Source organism: Canicola haemoglobinophilus (assembly GCF_002015075.1).
GTDB lineage: Bacteria > Pseudomonadota > Gammaproteobacteria > Enterobacterales > Pasteurellaceae > Canicola > Canicola haemoglobinophilus.
Genome location: NZ_MUXZ01000004.1, coordinates 20,683 through 36,704, shown reverse-complemented (window position 1 = coordinate 36,704; position 16,022 = coordinate 20,683). Strand labels below are relative to the sequence as shown.

Below are 16,022 nucleotides of genomic sequence, written 5' to 3'. Positions count from 1 at the left end.
AATTCAGTCCTTCTTTTTTACCTAAAAGTGCGGTGTTTTTTTTTTTAGGGATTTTACAAACTTGGGCGAAGTCCTAAAGTATGGCAAATCGCATAACTTAATTCGCTACGATTAAGGGTATAGAAATGGAAATCTTTTACACCTTCGCGAGATAAAACTCGTACCATATCCATTGCGATACTTGCCGCCACTAAGTTTCTGGTCGTTTGGTCATCCTCTAAGCCTTCGTACATTTTCGCCATCCAGCTTGGGATTTTAACATTGGTAATTGCTGCCATTTTTTGTAGCTGTTTAAAATTGGTTACAGGTAAAATGCCTGGCACAATTTCTGCATCAATGCCGATTGATGCGCAACGATCACGAAAGCGTAAGTAGCTATCCACATCAAAAAAGAATTGAGTAATCACATGATTAGCACCAGCATCTATTTTTCGTTTCAAGTTAATTAAGTCTGCTTGAGCCGATTTTGCTTCTGGGTGAACTTCTGGATAAGCTGCTACCGAAATATCAAAATCAGCCACAGAGCGTAATAATGCGACTAAATCAGATGCATAAAAAGGCTTCTTTGCATAACCTTTTGGCTCATCTCCTCGCAAAGCAACAATGCGACGAATACCGCTATCCCAATAATCTTTAGCAATTGCCTTTAATTCTTCTGAGGTTGCATCAATGCCCGTTAAGTGCGGTGCAGCCTCTAAGCCAGTTTCTTGCTTAATATGCTTTACAATTGAATGAGTACGATCTCTTTCTCCAGAATTTGCACCATAAGTTACAGACACAAATTTTGGTTTAAGCACTTTTAAGCGATGAATTGAGTCCCACAAAAGATTTTCCATTTTTTCATTTTTGGGTGGAAAAAACTCAAAAGACACATCAATTTTTCCATTAATATCAGCGATATGCTGATTTAGAGTATCCAAACTTTTGCTGTAACTCATATCCATTTACTCCTAATAAATTTATTTTTAATATCGTTTGAAAGCATCATAAATAGAAAGTAAATATGTGTCAATTTCAGAAAAGTTATAATTTACATGAATTAAATTCATGTTCATAACTTCTAATAAAGTTCAAAACAATCTTAAAGATCGCAATTCATTTTTAGCTTTAAAAGGCTTAATACTTCATAGTGCGAAGTATGCGGGAACATATCAAATAATTGTGTTTTTTCTAACTGATAAGCAGATAAATACTGCATATCTTTTGCCATTGTCTGTGAATTACAACTTGAATACAGGATAAAGTGCGGTCTTAATTGATTGAGAAATTCAGCTAACTCTCGCCCAATTCCTCTACGTGGCGGATTTACAATAATCAAGTCAGGCGTATCATTTTGCTGTAATGCAAAAGTCGCAGCATCTAAAGATTGGAAATTCACTTGCGGTAAAGCTAATTTGTTAGCCGATAAAGTAGCTGAAAAAATCGCAGACGGAGAAATTTCGATTCCTGTTAATTTAATTGCTGGGTTTTCTTTTTGTAAAGCGCTCGCACAATGTAACCCAAACCCGCCTACACCACAAAAAAGATCCCATAAATACTGAATTTTATACTCAACATTTAAGGCTAAAACCCATTCTTGCGCAATATGATAAAGTTTCTCTGCAACAACAGGATTGGTTTGGAAAAAACCTTGTGGACGAATAAACAAAGGAATTTGATTAAAACTTTCTGCAAGAACTTGTTGTTCAGTAAGAAAAATCTCTTTTTCCCCTTCCAAAATAGCCGCATGTTGAGGTTGTATATTTAAACTGACAACCTCTAATTGCGGTAATTTCGCTAACAACGAAGGTAATTCCCGTTGAATAAGAGATAATTTCAACTCAGAACGCAAAACAAAACGCAACATCATCTTGCCTGTTGATTGACTTTCTGTCAGCAAAATATATTTGAGCTCACCTTTGCGTTTCAGAATGTTGTAAGGTACTAATCCAGCACGTCCAATAAAATCTTTGAGGATAGGAAAAATAGCTTGTAAAGAAGCTGGATAAAGTGGGCAATCAGATAAATCGACCGCACTTTGCGGATTATTATGATCTGGCAAAATCCCTAAAATTGGACGCTCAACAGAGCCACTCACGATCATTTTTGCTTTATTACGAAAGCCTGAGATTGTTGATGTGCAAGTTGGCTCCATGCGGTAATCAGGAAAAGCGGATAACTGCATAGTTAAATCTTGCATTTTCTCCTGTAATTGTTGCTCATACTCCTTTTCTAGCCATTGGCAAGAACGGCAATCGCCCTTGATATAATGCTGACAATTGATGATCGGTTGCATATTATCCCTTGTAAGCTAACCAATCTTGTTGAAGAGCGGTCAGTTTTTTGTGATTTTCTAACCAACGACGTTGAGTGCGTAAGCAGTTCCAATCTATCTGTTGTTTCTTAAATAGCTTATGCAATCTCTTTTGGCGCATGATTTGCTCATTTTGGCTTTCTTCTGGCTTGAAGTTATCCAAAACTTGCACCACTGCCTCAGGCTCATTACATAACAGCAATAAATCACAGCCAGCAGAGAGAGATTGTTCACAACGCGCAACACAATCGCCCATAAAACCCGCCCCTTTCATGCCAAGATCATCGGAGAAAATTGCCCCTTGAAACCCGAGTTGTTGGCGCAAAATTTCTTTTAACCAATAAGATGATCCGCTTGCAGGCTGATTATCACATTGAGTGTAAATCACATGCGCAGGCATAACCGCATCCAATAAACCTCGATTAATTAGGTATTGAAAAGGTTGAATATCTTGTGCAAAAATCAATTCTTTTGCACGATCATCATAAGGCGTTTCCAAATGAGAATCAGCCAAAACATGTCCATGACCTGGAAAATGTTTACCTGTTGATGACATGCCAATTTGTCCCATGCCTTGAATAAATTTCTCTGCAAGTTCAATGAGTTTATTTTGCTCATGATGAAAACTACGATCGCCAATTGCCTTACATTGATGACCGAGATCGAGAACAGGCGCAAAGCTCAGATCAATATCAAGTACGGTCATTTCTGCGGCCATCTGCCAGCCAGCTTGTAAAGCCATTTCTTGTTGTTGCTGAGGATCGGAAATTAAACAAGCAAAGGATTGCATTGCAGGTAACTGAGTAAAACCTTCTCGAAAACGCTGTACACGTCCACCCTCTTGATCAACGGTGATTAATAAAGGCTTTTTAACTTTTTGACGTACAGAACGAATAAGGTGTTGAATTTGCTCAATATCATAAAAATTACGACTAAATAAAATTAATCCCGCAACTAAAGGATGCTCAAGTAATTCTATTTCCTCTTGGCGTAACTCTTGACCAGCTAAGTCGATTAGTAATGTTGACATATTGATCTATAAACCTAAATAAAGGCGGTAATTTATACTTTCTGTTGTTGGCGGTTGTAGCCTTAATTGGATTTTTTCCCTTGGCGCTAAACTAAGCATAGGGGGATTTTTCAAATTAGGTTCATTGCCTTGAGTTACACCATTTTTATCGTACCAAAAAACATAGTGACTAAACGTCACTTGCTGTTGTGAAATATTTTTCACCGAAGCTGATGAATGCGTTGTGTTTACTTCAATTAATGGTGCAAGTCCAGAACTAATATTTACAATAGGTTGCTGAGAATGGAGTAAATTCACTTTCTCCGATGAACTACAAGCCATTAATCCCAAACTCAGCGTAAAGGCGATGAGTAACTTTTTCATTATTTTGCCAACATTTTACCTAAAGGCTCACCACCAACTAAATGCATATGTAAATGATAAACTTCTTGTCCACCATGCTTATTACAATTCACTATCAAACGATAGCCATCTTGCGCAATACCTTCTTGTTCAGCAAGTTTTGCCGCCACGGTAAACAAACGTCCTAATGTTACTTCATCTTCAGAAGTCACATCATTCACTGTAGGAATAATTTTGTTGGGAATAATTAAAATATGAGTAGGCGCTTGTGGAGAAATATCACGAAATGCAGTAACTAATTCATCTTGATAAACAATATTTGCTGGAATTTCTTTGCGGATAATTTTGCTAAAAATAGTTTCTTCTGCCATATTTTTGTCCTCTTATAGTATAAAAATTATGGATACATTTTTTATCAGAAATCCTCAAAAATAGCAATTTAGATTGAATTTGTTAATTAATTGTTAAATTTGAAAATATTGAAACATTTAAATGTAAAACATTTGTTAAAAACAAAAATATTTAACAAATTTTATAAAAAATAAAATTTTTTTTAGTTTAAAGTTTCTAGCTAATGACTTAAAATAACGCCAGTTTAATTTTAGTAAGGTCTGTGATGAAAACTGAAAATACAACGATAATCGCCTCTCCTAGTGAAATGGCACAAATTGGTGAAAATGTAGGTACTTATAAAGCAACAAAACACCAATTCTATTCATTCTTATCTGCAATTTCTGCGGGCGCATTTATTGCCCTTGCTTTCGTTTTCTACACTACAACTCAAACTGGTTCAGGTAGCGCCCCATGGGGATTGACGAAACTGGTTGGTGGTTTAGTTTTCTCTCTTGGCATCATTATGGCTGTTGTATGTGGTTCAGAGCTTTTCACATCATCAACCATGAGTCTTATTTCTCGTGTCAATAAAAGCATTACCACAACACAAATGCTGAAAAACTGGATGGTTGTTTATCTTGGCAATTTTGTTGGCTCATTAATTATTGTGCTATTAATTTGGTTTGCAGGACAAACTATGGCAGCAAATGGACAATGGGGCTTAACCATTCTTAAAACTGCACAGCATAAAATTCATCATACTTGGATTGAAGCATTTTGCTTAGGTATTTTATGTAACATCATGGTGTGTATTGCGGTTTGGATGAGTTATGCAGGCAAAACCTTAACAGACAAAGCCTTTATTATGATTTTACCGATTGGGATGTTTGTTGCATCAGGCTTTGAGCACAGTGTTGCAAATATGTTTATGATCCCAATGGGAATAATTACTTCACATGCCAGCTCAGCAGATTTCTGGCAAGCAATTAATATTAATCCATCGCAATTTGCCGATTTAGATATTTATCATTTTATCTTTAAGAATTTAATTCCTGTGACTTTAGGAAATATTATCGGTGGTGGTGTTTGTATTGCATTAATGCAATGGTTTACCAATAAACCACATGCGCATTAATAGATGATTTGGGTGTAAGAGCGGTCTGTTTTTCGGCTGTTTTTACAAAGTTCAACAGTTTTATTTACTAAAAAGGAAGTTATTAACAATGACTCAATTAACAGAAACTCAACAAAAAGCGTGGGAAGGTTTTGTCGGTGGTAACTGGCAAACTGAAGTAAACGTTCGTGATTTTATCCAAAAAAACTACACTCCGTATGAGGGTGATGAATCATTCTTAGCGGAAGTAACCGAGGCAACATCAAAGCTTTGGACAGATGTAATGGAAAAAATCAAAGTGGAAAACAAAACCCACGAGCCTTATGATATTGATACAGATATTCCATCAACTATCACTTCTCATAAACCTGGTTATATCAATAAAGATTTAGAAAAAATCGTTGGTTTACAAACAGATGCGCCATTAAAACGTGCAATTATGCCATTTGGTGGTATCAACATGGTAAGAGGTTCATGTAAAGTTTATCGCCGTGAACTCAACCCTGAAGTTGAAAAAATCTTTACTGAATACCGTAAAACTCATAACCAAGGTGTATTTGATGTTTACACACCAGATATTTTACGTTGCCGTAAATCAGGCGTAATCACTGGTTTACCAGATGCTTACGGACGTGGTCGTATTATCGGTGACTATCGCCGTATGGCACTTTATGGTGCAGATTTCTTAATGAAAGATAAATATAAACAATTTACTTCATTACAAGAAAAATTAGAAAGCGGCGAAGATATTCAAGCGACTATTCAATTACGCGAAGAAATCGCTGAACAACACCGCGCTTTAGGCAAAATGAAAGAAATGGCTGCATCTTACGGCTATGACATTTCAGGTCCAGCGACAAATGCACAAGAAGCAGTTCAATGGACTTACTTTGCTTACCTTGCAGCTGTTAAATCACAAAACGGTGCTGCAATGTCTTTTGGTCGTGTATCAACATTCCTAGATATTTTCATTGAACGTGACTTAAAAGCAGGCAAAATTACTGAACAAGAAGCACAAGAATTAATTGACCATTTAGTTATGAAACTACGTATGGTTCGTTTCTTACGTACTCCAGAATATGATCAATTATTCTCAGGCGACCCAATGTGGGCGACAGAAACCCTTGCAGGTATGGGCTTAGATGGTCGTACATTAGTAACTAAAAATAGTTTCCGTATTTTACACACACTTTACACCATGGGTCCTTCACCAGAACCAAACTTAACTATCCTTTGGTCTGAAAAATTACCTGATGGTTTCAAACGCTATGCAGCGAAAGTATCAATTGATACATCATCTGTACAATACGAAAATGACGACTTAATGCGTCCAGATTTCCAAAACGATGACTATGCAATCGCATGCTGTGTAAGCCCGATGATCGTAGGTAAAATGATGCAATTCTTCGGTGCTCGTGCAAACTTAGCGAAAACATTGCTATACGCAATCAACGGCGGTATTGATGAGAAATCTGGTGATCAAGTCGGTCCAAAAACAGCTCCAATTACTAGCGAATACTTAGATTATGACGACGTAATGACTCGCTTAGATAGCTTCATGGATTGGTTAGCAAAACAATATGTTACTGCATTAAACATCATTCACTTCATGCACGATAAATATGCTTATGAAGCCGCATTGATGGCATTACATGATCGTGATGTATTCAGAACAATGGCTTGTGGTATCGCGGGTCTTTCTGTTGCTGCAGACTCACTTTCAGCAATTAAATACGCTAAAGTAAAACCAATTCGTGGCGATATTGAAGTGAAAAACAAAGCTGGCGATGTGATCGGTATTTCTAAAAATATGGCAATCGACTTTGAAATCGAAGGCGAATATCCACAATTTGGTAACAATGATTCTCGTGTAGATGATATTGCGGTTGACTTAGTTGAACGTTTCATGAAAAAAATTCAAAAACTTAAAACTTACCGTAACGCAACACCAACACAATCTGTTTTAACTATTACTTCAAACGTAGTATATGGTAAGAAAACAGGTAATACACCAGACGGTCGCCGTTCAGGTGCACCATTTGGACCAGGTGCAAACCCAATGCACGGACGTGACCAAAAAGGTGCGGTAGCATCATTAACTTCTGTTGCTAAACTTCCATTTGCTTACGCTAAAGATGGTATTTCTTATACATTCTCTATCGTACCAAATGCCTTAGGTAAAGATTACGAATCACAAAAACGTAACCTTGCTGGTTTAATGGATGGATACTTCCACCACGAAGCAACTATTGAAGGCGGTCAACACTTAAATGTGAACGTACTAAACCGTGAAATGTTATTAGATGCAGTAGAAAACCCAGAGAAATATCCACAATTAACTATTCGTGTTTCTGGTTATGCTGTACGTTTTAACTCTTTAACTAAAGAGCAACAACAAGACGTAATCACACGTACTTTCACAACTTCAATGTAAGTTTTAAAGTAAACGCTTCAAAAGGTCAGATCAAAAAATCTGACCTTTTTTATTTTTTACATTTTTTTAAAATTTTCTTAAATTCTTTGTAAGATTTAAATTCCTCACTCGTCTAACTTCTAGAAAGCAATTTTTAGGAGTAGAAAATGTCTAACTGTCATATTTTTAAACAAACCGCACAGGGAATATCTTTATTCGTTTTACGTTGTTTTATTGCTTATGAATTTTTTGAAGCAGGATTAGAAAAATGGAACGGTGAAAATTGGTTCCATGCTGTACAAGACAACTTCCCATTCCCTTTCTCAATTTTACCAGCGGACTTAAATTGGGCTATCGCAACTGGTGCGGAGTTAATTTTTCCAATTCTATTAGTTTTAGGTCTAGCCACTCGCTTTAGTGCTTTAGGCTTAATGGTTTTAACAGCTGTTGCTTGGGCAACAGTACATAGCGGACTAGGTTATAACGTATGTAACAATGGTTACAAATTACCTCTCATTTATTTAATTACCTTACTTCCTTTGCTATTACAAAGTGCGGGGGTAATTTCACTCGATTTTCTGTTACGGAAAAAATACCCAGCTAAAAAATGGCTGAATTTACTTTAATCATTTATATAGGAGAAAAAACATGAAAAAAACAACTTTAGCAGCTTTAGCAAGCGCATTAACTATGGCAGTTTCAGCACAAGCGCACATGGACAAAGATGGACATCATCATTGCGCAGACATGAATGGAAAAAAATGTGTTTCCACAAAATCTTCTGAAGGTAAATGTGGCGAAGGCAAATGTGGCGCTGCTACACCTAAATGACCGAAGCAAAATCAGCTGAAGGAAAATGTGGCGAAGGTAAATGTGGTGCAACAGCACCTAAAATGGCAGAGCCAAAAGCTGCAGAAGGTAAATGCGGTGAAGGAAAGTGCGGTGCTTCTAAATAAAATTTTTAAGGGGTGCATCGCACCCTCTTTTTTACATAGGGGAATATAATGCGACAAGGTGCAGGTTTAGGTTACAGGAGAGATCTCGCTGAAGGATTTCTACAGTTAAGCAATAATGAGCGAATTCAATTTATGGAAATTGCACCAGAAAACTGGTTAAAAATGGGCGGTTTAGCACGTTATCAATTCGATAAAGTCGCAGAAAAAATCCCTATGCTAATCCATGGATTATCTCTTTCTCTAGGTGGGCAAGCACCTTTAGATAAAGAATTGCTGTCTGGTATTAAGTCCATGATAAAGCAATATAATACCCCTTTCTTTTCCGATCATTTGAGCTATTGTGAATGTGAAGGGCATTTATATGATCTCTTACCCATGCCCTTTACCGATGAGGCAGTAAAACATACAGCTGCAAGAATTCGTGAAGTTCAGGATTTTTTAGAAATTCAAATTTCAGTAGAAAACACCTCTTACTATTTACATTCTGATACCAGTACAATGAATGAAGTGGAATTCCTTAATGCCATTGCACAAGAAGCAAACTGCGGTATCCATTTAGATGTAAATAATATTTATGTCAATGGCGTTAATCATGGATTACTTGATCCTTATGTGTTCATTGATAATGTAGATTTAAAACGAGTGAATTATATTCATATTGCTGGGCACGATGAGGAACATTCAGCAGCAGATCCTCAAATACAAACATCAGAGTCATTTAATAAAATTAAAGGGGATTTTCGTCATTTACCTCAGTTATTGGTAGATACCCATGGTGAAAAAGTGAAAGGTACAGTTTGGGATTTATTGGAATATACCTATGATCGCTTACCTCATATCCCACCCACTTTACTTGAACGGGATTTTAACTTCCCACCTTTTGAAGAACTATGTAAAGAAGTGGACATTATTCGCAATTTACAACAAAAATATGTAGATAAAAGAGGATTATCATGGCTAAAAATCTAGCACAAACACAACAAGAATTCGTGCAAGCCATTCGTGAGAAAAATCCAGCTGGCTATGATGCTAGACGATTAAATGTTTATGTTCGTTTAATACGCAATAATACCTTTGGTTTTATTGAAAAATGTTTTACTGAAACACCAACTCATTTAAGCCCACAAGATTGGGACAATGCAAAAGAAGATTTCGTTAAAAATGGAAAAGCACATTCGCCCTACTTTCAAGATATTGCAGGCGAATTTCTACAATTTTGCCAGCAGCACGAGATTTTCGATAAAGCTATTCTTGCACTCATGCAATTTGAATTTGATCAACTTCAAGCGGAAGTATCCACATTTCAGGTTCCAGCTCAATTTGATATAACCGAATATCGTCCGATGAAATGCTCAGAGGTTTGCTTTATAAAAGAGTATCCTGTTGACTTTCTCTCAACTGAATTTAGCCAAATTATCGAACAACCGTCCAAAACAATTATTTGGCGTAATGCTCAATTTGAGGTGTATTACCAAATGCTCACAGAATTAGATCATTTTTTATTAACTCTATTACAAGAACGGTCTTATTCTTTACAAGAATTGAAAGCGTCTTTAAAAGATTTGTCTATAGATGAAACTACATTAAAATTCTTACAACAAATTTGGCACAAATGGATTGAATTGGGCGTTATTGTTCCAGCCTAAATCAGCGAAAATATAGAAGACATCAATAAATAAATTATTGGTGTTTTTTATACCGCTCTTTTCTCCCTCCACAAAGAATAAATAAGTTACAAATCAAAAGAGCATGATATAATTGCGGCCGTTTAATTTTTTAGCTTAGAAAGAGGAATTATGTCTGTACTCGCGCGTTATCATTCTTATGAATCTTGTGGAACTGTTGATGGACCGGGAATTCGTTTCATTTTATTCTTACAAGGTTGCTTAATGCGTTGTAAATATTGCCACAACCGAGATACTTGGGACCTACATGATGGCAAAGAAATTTCAGTAGAAGACTTAATGAAAGAAGTAGTCACTTATCGCCATTTTATGAATGCCACAGGCGGAGGCGTGACTGCATCTGGAGGTGAAGCTGTATTACAAGCTGAATTTGTGCGAGATTGGTTTAAAGCCTGTAAAGCTGAAGGAATTAATACTTGCCTAGATACAAATGGCTTTGTACGTAATTATGATCATGTCATTGATGAATTATTAGATGTAACAGATCTTGTATTACTCGATTTAAAACAACTGAATGATAAAGTACATCAAAATCTTATCGGCGTTCCGAATAAACGCACTTTAGAATTTGCTAAATACTTACAAAAACGTAATCAAAAAACTTGGGTTCGTTATGTGGTGGTGCCGGGTCATACTGATGCTGATGAAGATATAAATTTATTAGGCCAATTTATTCAAGGAATGACGAATATCGAACAAGTTGAACTTCTCCCCTACCATCGTTTAGGTGCGCATAAATGGGAAGCAATGGGAGAAAAATACGAGTTAGAAGATGTTAATCCCCCAAGCAAAGAATCCCTAGAACATATCAAATCTATTATTGAAAGCTACGGGCATAAAGTGAAATATTAATAAAAAGAAAGCACTTACGAAAATAGTAAGTGCTTTTTTATTGTCCCTAAGAAAAGTAGGGACGCCACGCTGGCGTCCGAATAAAGATTTTTAAAATTCTTTGTAAAATCAACCGATTGTTCTGATATTCGAACGGGCGCCAGCGTGGCGCCCCTACAAATACTCTGCTATTTAACTATTGTGCAACTCAACTGCTACACAAATACTTCTGTAATTAAATCGCCCAGCCGCCAATATAGAAAGCAACTAGCACCACAGCAATAATCACTGTACCAACATTAAGTTTTTTCCAATCGCCACACACTAAACGACCGATCACTAAGCTCGCAAAACCAAGCATAATACCTGTTACGATATTTGCTGTTAATACAATAAATACACCACAAACTAATCCGCTCATTGCGCCAACAAAATCGTCAAAATCAAGTTTGCTAACGTTACTTAACATTAATAATCCTACATACATTAATGCTGGTGCTGTTGCGTAGTTTGGCACTAGACTTGCTAATGGTTGGAAGAACAACATTAATAGGAATAAAACACCGACCACAACAGCAGTAATACCTGTTTTACCGCCAGCAGCAGTTCCCGCTGCAGACTCAATATATACAGCAGCAGGTGCGGTACCAAATACACCAGATAATAAGCTACTTACAGAGTCTGCAGTTAATGCTTTACCGCCATTGATGATTTGACCATCTTTGTCTAATAAATTAGCTTGACCAGCCACAGCACGAATTGTTCCTGTTGCATCAAAAACTGCGGTCATAACTAAAGCAAAAACCACAGGTAAAATCGCTGGTTGCAATGCACCCATGATGTCTAATTCTAAAAATAAAGATTGCTCACCAAAAGTTGGTAAACGGAAAATTTCGCCTTTAAACTGCACATTCGGATCGAAAATAAGTCCAGCGATAGTAATTGCGATGATGACCCACAAAATACCGCCTTTTACTTGCATTTTTTCCAAGCCAATAATAAAAGCTAAACCAACTAAAGACATCAATACAGGGAAAGAAGCAAAATCACCAAGTTTTACTGGTAAACCCGCTTGATTGCCAACAACGATACCCACATTATTTGCGGCAATCAGTAATAAAAATAAACCGATACCGATACCAGCACCATGTGCAATACTGGAAGGAAGGTTGCGTAAAATCCAAGAACGGATACCAGTTGCAGAAATTAAGGTAAAGACAACCCCCATTAAAAATACTGCACCTAATGCTACAGGAACACTGACGCCTTGCCCTAACACTAAACTAAATGCGGTAAATGCAGTTAATGAAATCGCACAACCAATTGCCATTGGCGCATTTGCCCATAAACCAATGAGAATTGAACCTAAACCAGCTACTAAACAGGTTGCAATAAATACACTTTCTGCTGGAAAACCCGCCGCACTTAGCATATTTGGTACAACAATAACCGAGTACACCATTGCTAAAAAGGTGGTTAAACCTGCAATAATTTCCTGACGAACGTTAGAACCACGTTTTGTCAGTTCAAAAGTTTTTTCTAAAGACATATTGTCCCCTAAATGTAAGTTAAAATGAATGAAAAAAAGTGCGCGTATTTTACCTGAAAGTTTTAAATAGTAAACGTTTGCGCAAAGGATTTTATTGGCTTTTTGTTTAAAAATAAAAAATCCGCCACTGAAAATCGAAAAATCATCTATACTAGCGAGAAATTTTATTCATGGAGAAAAAATCATGGAAAAATCGAACTCAATTTTTAAGCAAATGTTCAGCCGTAATATGCTGATTTGTGTATTTACTGGATTTAGCTCTGGATTACCTCTTTATATCATCATTTCATTGTTACCACTTTGGTTACGCAAAGAACAAGTAGATTTAGAAACTCTCGGTTATTTTACCGCTGTGACACTGCCTTTTACTTGGAAGTTTCTTTGGGCGCCATTACTCGACCGTTTTGTACCGCCCTTTTTAGGACGTCGCCGCGGTTGGATGCTTATTTCACAAATATTACTGATTGTTTCACTCTCATCTTTTGGTTTTTTACAACCAAATTCCTCTTTTAATTTACAACTGATTGCTGGAATTGCCACATTAGTTGCGTTCTTTTCTGCAAGCCAAGATATTGTACTTGATGCTTATCGCCGTGAAATTTTGTCGGATCTTGAATTAGGCTTAGGCAATTCCATTCATGTGAATGCTTATCGTGTGGCGGGGCTTATTCCTGGTTCACTTTCTTTAATTCTCGCGGATCATTTACCTTGGAAAACCGTCTTTATTATTACCGCACTTTTCATGCTACCCGGTATTTTGATGACCTTATTCCTAAGTAAAGAACCACAAATTGAACTCAAAAGTCACCGCACTTTAAAAGAAAATGTCATTGAACCTTTTAAAGAGTTTTTCACTCGCAAAGGAACTTACTCTGCTCTTGGCATTCTAGCCTTTATTTTTCTATACAAAATTGGCGATAGCATGGCGACTGCCCTTATTTCCCCATTTTATTTAGATATGGGCTACAACATGACCCAAATTGGTCTTGTAGTAAAAAATTCATCTTTATGGCCAATGCTCATCGCCAGTATTGTGGGCGGAATAATTATGCTGAAAATTGGCATTAATCGTGCGCTATGGCTTTTCGGTGTTGTGCAGATTGTAACTATTTTAGGTTTTGCTTGGTTAGCCAAATTAGGCCCATTTAAAGAAGTAGATAATTTTGCACTGATTTCCCTTAGTTTAGTGGTTGCCGCTGAATATATTGGCATTGGTTTAGGTACTTCGGCTTTTGTGGCATTTATGGCAAGAGAAACAAATCCGCTTTATACCGCAACACAATTAGCGCTCTTTACCAGCTTTGCCGCCTTACCTCGTGCCACCTTAAATACACAAGCTGGGGTTTTAATCAAGTATTTTGGTTATTACGACTATTTCTGGTTCTGTTTCTGGCTAGCAATCCCCGGTATGCTTTGCTTGTTTTGGGTTGCCCCTTGGAATGAAAAAGCAAAGGCTACAGAATAAGCCCACGAAAAAATAGCAAGATGAAAGACCGCACTTTTTTTGTTAAAATTCGTCAACTTTTTACTTACTAAATAGCACTATGACAAATTATTCAGCGAATGAAATCACCGTATTAAAAGATCTCGAGCCCGTTCAACTTCGTCCTGGAATGTACACAGACACTTCTCGCCCAAACCATCTAGGGCAAGAAGTTATTGATAATAGTGTGGATGAAGCACTTGCAGGGCATGCAACTAAAATCGAAGTCATTTTATATAAAGATCAATCTTTACAAGTTATTGATAATGGGCGTGGAATGCCCGTTGATATTCACCCAACAGAAAAAGTCTCTGGTGTTGAAGTGATTTTGACTAAACTGCACGCCGGGGGAAAATTCTCTAACAAAAACTATGAATTTGCGGGCGGTTTACATGGCGTAGGGATCTCTGTGGTAAATGCTTTATCTGAACGTGTAGATGTTCAAGTAAAACGCAATGGCGAAGTGTATAAAATTGCGTTTGAAAACGGAGCAAAAGTCGAAGAGTTAGAGGTTATTGGTACTTGCGGAAAGCGCACCACAGGAACATCAGTCCATTTCAAACCAAATCCTAAATATTTTGATAGCGCAAATTTTTCAGTCAGCCGCTTACGCCATTTATTACGCGCAAAAGCCGTTTTATGCTCAGGCTTAGAAATTAAATTTGTCGATAAAATCAACAACACCGAAGATACTTGGTTATATCAAGACGGCTTGTCTGATTATTTAATGGAAAGCGTCAATGGCTATACCACTCTGCCACAAAAAGCCTTTACTGGCGATTTTAGCGGAAACAAAGAGGCAGCAAGTTGGGCATTATTATGGCTACCAGAAGGCGGAGAATTATTGACTGAAAGTTATGTCAATCTTATCCCAACCATTCAAGGCGGTACTCATGTCAATGGTTTACGCCAAGGATTACTTGATGCCATGCGTGAATTTTGTGAATTCCGTAATCTATTACCCAAAAATGTTAAATTAACCGCAGATGATATTTGGGATCGTTGTGCTTATGTATTGTCAGTAAAAATGCACGATGCACAATTTGCAGGACAAACAAAAGAACGTCTTTCCTCACGTCAAAGTGCGGTCTTTGTTAGCGGTGTAGTGAAAGACAGTTTCAGCTTATGGCTCAACCAAAATATTCAAGATGCGGAAGAGCTCGCCAAAATGGCAATCAGTTCAGCTGAACGCCGTTTGCGCGCGGCAACAAAAGTGGTACGCAAAAAACTGGTCAGTGGCCCCGCACTTCCTGGGAAACTAGCGGATTGCAGCGAACAAGATTTAAGTAAAACTGAATTATTTTTAGTGGAAGGGGATTCTGCTGGCGGTTCCGCCAAACAAGCTCGTAACCGAGAATACCAAGCAATTCTGCCACTGCGAGGAAAAATTTTAAATACATGGGAAGTTTCAGCGGATCAAGTTTTACGCTCACAGGAAGTCCATGATATTGCCATTGCTTTAGGTATTGATCCTGACAATGAAGACTTATCTCAATTGCGCTATGGTAAGGTTTGTATTTTAGCCGATGCGGATTCTGACGGATTACATATTGCCACATTACTTTGTGCCTTGTTCCTACGCCATTTCCCGAAATTAGTACAAAATGGCCATGTTTATGTGGCAATGCCCCCGCTTTATCGGATCGATTTAGGCAATGAAGTTTTTTATGCCCTTGATGAAAATGAAAAAGAAGGGATTTTAGATCGTTTAAAAAATAAAAAAGGCAAATTTAATGTGCAACGTTTCAAAGGGTTAGGCGAAATGAACCCGAGCCAGCTACGAGAAACGACAATGGATCCGAATACTCGCCGTTTGGTGCAATTAACTTATGAACCTCATGAAGAAGATGTATCTACGTTGGAATTAATGGATATGTTATTAGCCAAAAAACGTTCTGAAGACCGCAAAAATTGGTTACAAGATAATGGTGATCAAGTAGATCTAAGCGCTTAATTTAAACTGTTTCGCAAAAAGTGCGGTGATTTTTTAAAA

14 protein-coding genes and 1 pseudogene are annotated in these 16,022 nt (G+C 37.3%); 9 read left to right on the top strand and 6 right to left on the bottom strand.

Annotated features, from left to right (window positions below; all coding sequences use genetic code 11):
* Positions 1-53: 53 nt before the first annotated feature.
* The 5 genes from metF to hinT all read right to left on the bottom strand — a co-directional run bounded on the left by metF (position 54) and on the right by hinT (position 4,036).
* The gene (gene metF, locus B0186_RS00775) at positions 54-938 is read right to left on the bottom strand and encodes a methylenetetrahydrofolate reductase (RefSeq protein ID WP_078217635.1); all 885 of its coding nucleotides are present in this window, start codon (positions 936-938) and stop codon (positions 54-56) included.
* 143 nt (positions 939-1,081) lie between these two features.
* Positions 1,082-2,275, bottom strand: a complete 1,194-nt coding sequence (gene rlmC, locus B0186_RS00770; protein WP_078217481.1) for a 23S rRNA (uracil(747)-C(5))-methyltransferase RlmC — start codon at positions 2,273-2,275, stop codon at positions 1,082-1,084.
* Between the two features lies 1 nt (position 2,276).
* Complete coding sequence (nagZ, locus tag B0186_RS00765; RefSeq protein WP_078217480.1) at positions 2,277-3,323, bottom strand: beta-N-acetylhexosaminidase; 1,047 nt, start codon at positions 3,321-3,323, stop codon at positions 2,277-2,279.
* A gap of 6 nt (positions 3,324-3,329) precedes the next feature.
* Positions 3,330-3,686, bottom strand: a complete 357-nt coding sequence (locus tag B0186_RS00760; RefSeq protein ID WP_078217479.1) for a YcfL family protein — start codon at positions 3,684-3,686, stop codon at positions 3,330-3,332.
* Positions 3,686-4,036: a purine nucleoside phosphoramidase gene (hinT, locus tag B0186_RS00755; protein ID WP_078217478.1), complete on the bottom strand. Its 351-nt coding sequence runs from the start codon at positions 4,034-4,036 to the stop codon at positions 3,686-3,688. Before hinT ends, B0186_RS00760 begins: the two co-directional genes overlap by 1 nt.
* Before the next feature lie 245 nt (positions 4,037-4,281).
* Between hinT and focA the strand changes: the two genes are divergently transcribed.
* The 7 genes and pseudogenes from focA (at position 4,282) to pflA (ending at position 11,018) form a co-directional block, all read left to right on the top strand.
* Positions 4,282-5,133: a formate transporter FocA gene (gene focA / locus B0186_RS00750; RefSeq protein WP_078217477.1), complete on the top strand. Its 852-nt coding sequence runs from the start codon at positions 4,282-4,284 to the stop codon at positions 5,131-5,133.
* 88 nt (positions 5,134-5,221) lie between these two features.
* Positions 5,222-7,546, top strand: a complete 2,325-nt coding sequence (pflB, locus tag B0186_RS00745) for a formate C-acetyltransferase (protein ID WP_078217476.1) — start codon at positions 5,222-5,224, stop codon at positions 7,544-7,546.
* A 146-nt stretch (positions 7,547-7,692) separates the two neighbouring features.
* Positions 7,693-8,151 (top strand): HvfX family Cu-binding RiPP maturation protein, encoded by a 459-nt coding sequence (locus tag B0186_RS00740; protein ID WP_078217475.1) that lies wholly within the window; start codon positions 7,693-7,695, stop codon positions 8,149-8,151.
* Positions 8,152-8,173: 22 nt separating this feature from the next.
* Positions 8,174-8,481: pseudogene (gene hvfA, locus B0186_RS11930) on the top strand (oxazolone/thioamide-modified RiPP metallophore HvfA).
* Positions 8,482-8,529: 48 nt separating this feature from the next.
* Positions 8,530-9,450, top strand: a complete 921-nt coding sequence (locus tag B0186_RS00730) for an HvfB family MNIO-type RiPP peptide maturase (protein ID WP_078217474.1) — start codon at positions 8,530-8,532, stop codon at positions 9,448-9,450.
* Positions 9,435-10,127: an HvfC family RiPP maturation protein gene (locus B0186_RS00725; RefSeq protein ID WP_078217473.1), complete on the top strand. Its 693-nt coding sequence runs from the start codon at positions 9,435-9,437 to the stop codon at positions 10,125-10,127. Before B0186_RS00730 ends, B0186_RS00725 begins: the two co-directional genes overlap by 16 nt.
* A gap of 150 nt (positions 10,128-10,277) precedes the next feature.
* Positions 10,278-11,018 carry a pyruvate formate lyase 1-activating protein gene (gene pflA / locus B0186_RS00720; RefSeq protein ID WP_078217472.1) on the top strand — a complete coding sequence of 247 codons (741 nt, stop codon included), beginning with the start codon at positions 10,278-10,280 and terminating at the stop codon, positions 11,016-11,018.
* 214 nt (positions 11,019-11,232) lie between these two features.
* On the opposite strand, the gene B0186_RS00715 is transcribed toward pflA, so the two are convergent.
* On the bottom strand, positions 11,233-12,546 hold the full coding sequence (locus tag B0186_RS00715; RefSeq protein ID WP_078217471.1) for an NCS2 family permease: 1,314 nt from the start codon (positions 12,544-12,546) through the stop codon (positions 11,233-11,235).
* Between the two features lie 184 nt (positions 12,547-12,730).
* Here B0186_RS00715 and B0186_RS00710 point away from each other — a divergent pair, with 184 nt between their 5' ends.
* Positions 12,731-14,011 (top strand): AmpG family muropeptide MFS transporter, encoded by a 1,281-nt coding sequence (locus B0186_RS00710; RefSeq protein ID WP_078217470.1) that lies wholly within the window; start codon positions 12,731-12,733, stop codon positions 14,009-14,011.
* Between the two features lie 79 nt (positions 14,012-14,090).
* Positions 14,091-15,983, top strand: coding sequence for a DNA topoisomerase IV subunit B (gene parE, locus B0186_RS00705; protein ID WP_078217469.1), 1,893 nt, complete (start codon positions 14,091-14,093; stop codon positions 15,981-15,983).
* Positions 15,984-16,022: the final 39 nt, after the last annotated feature.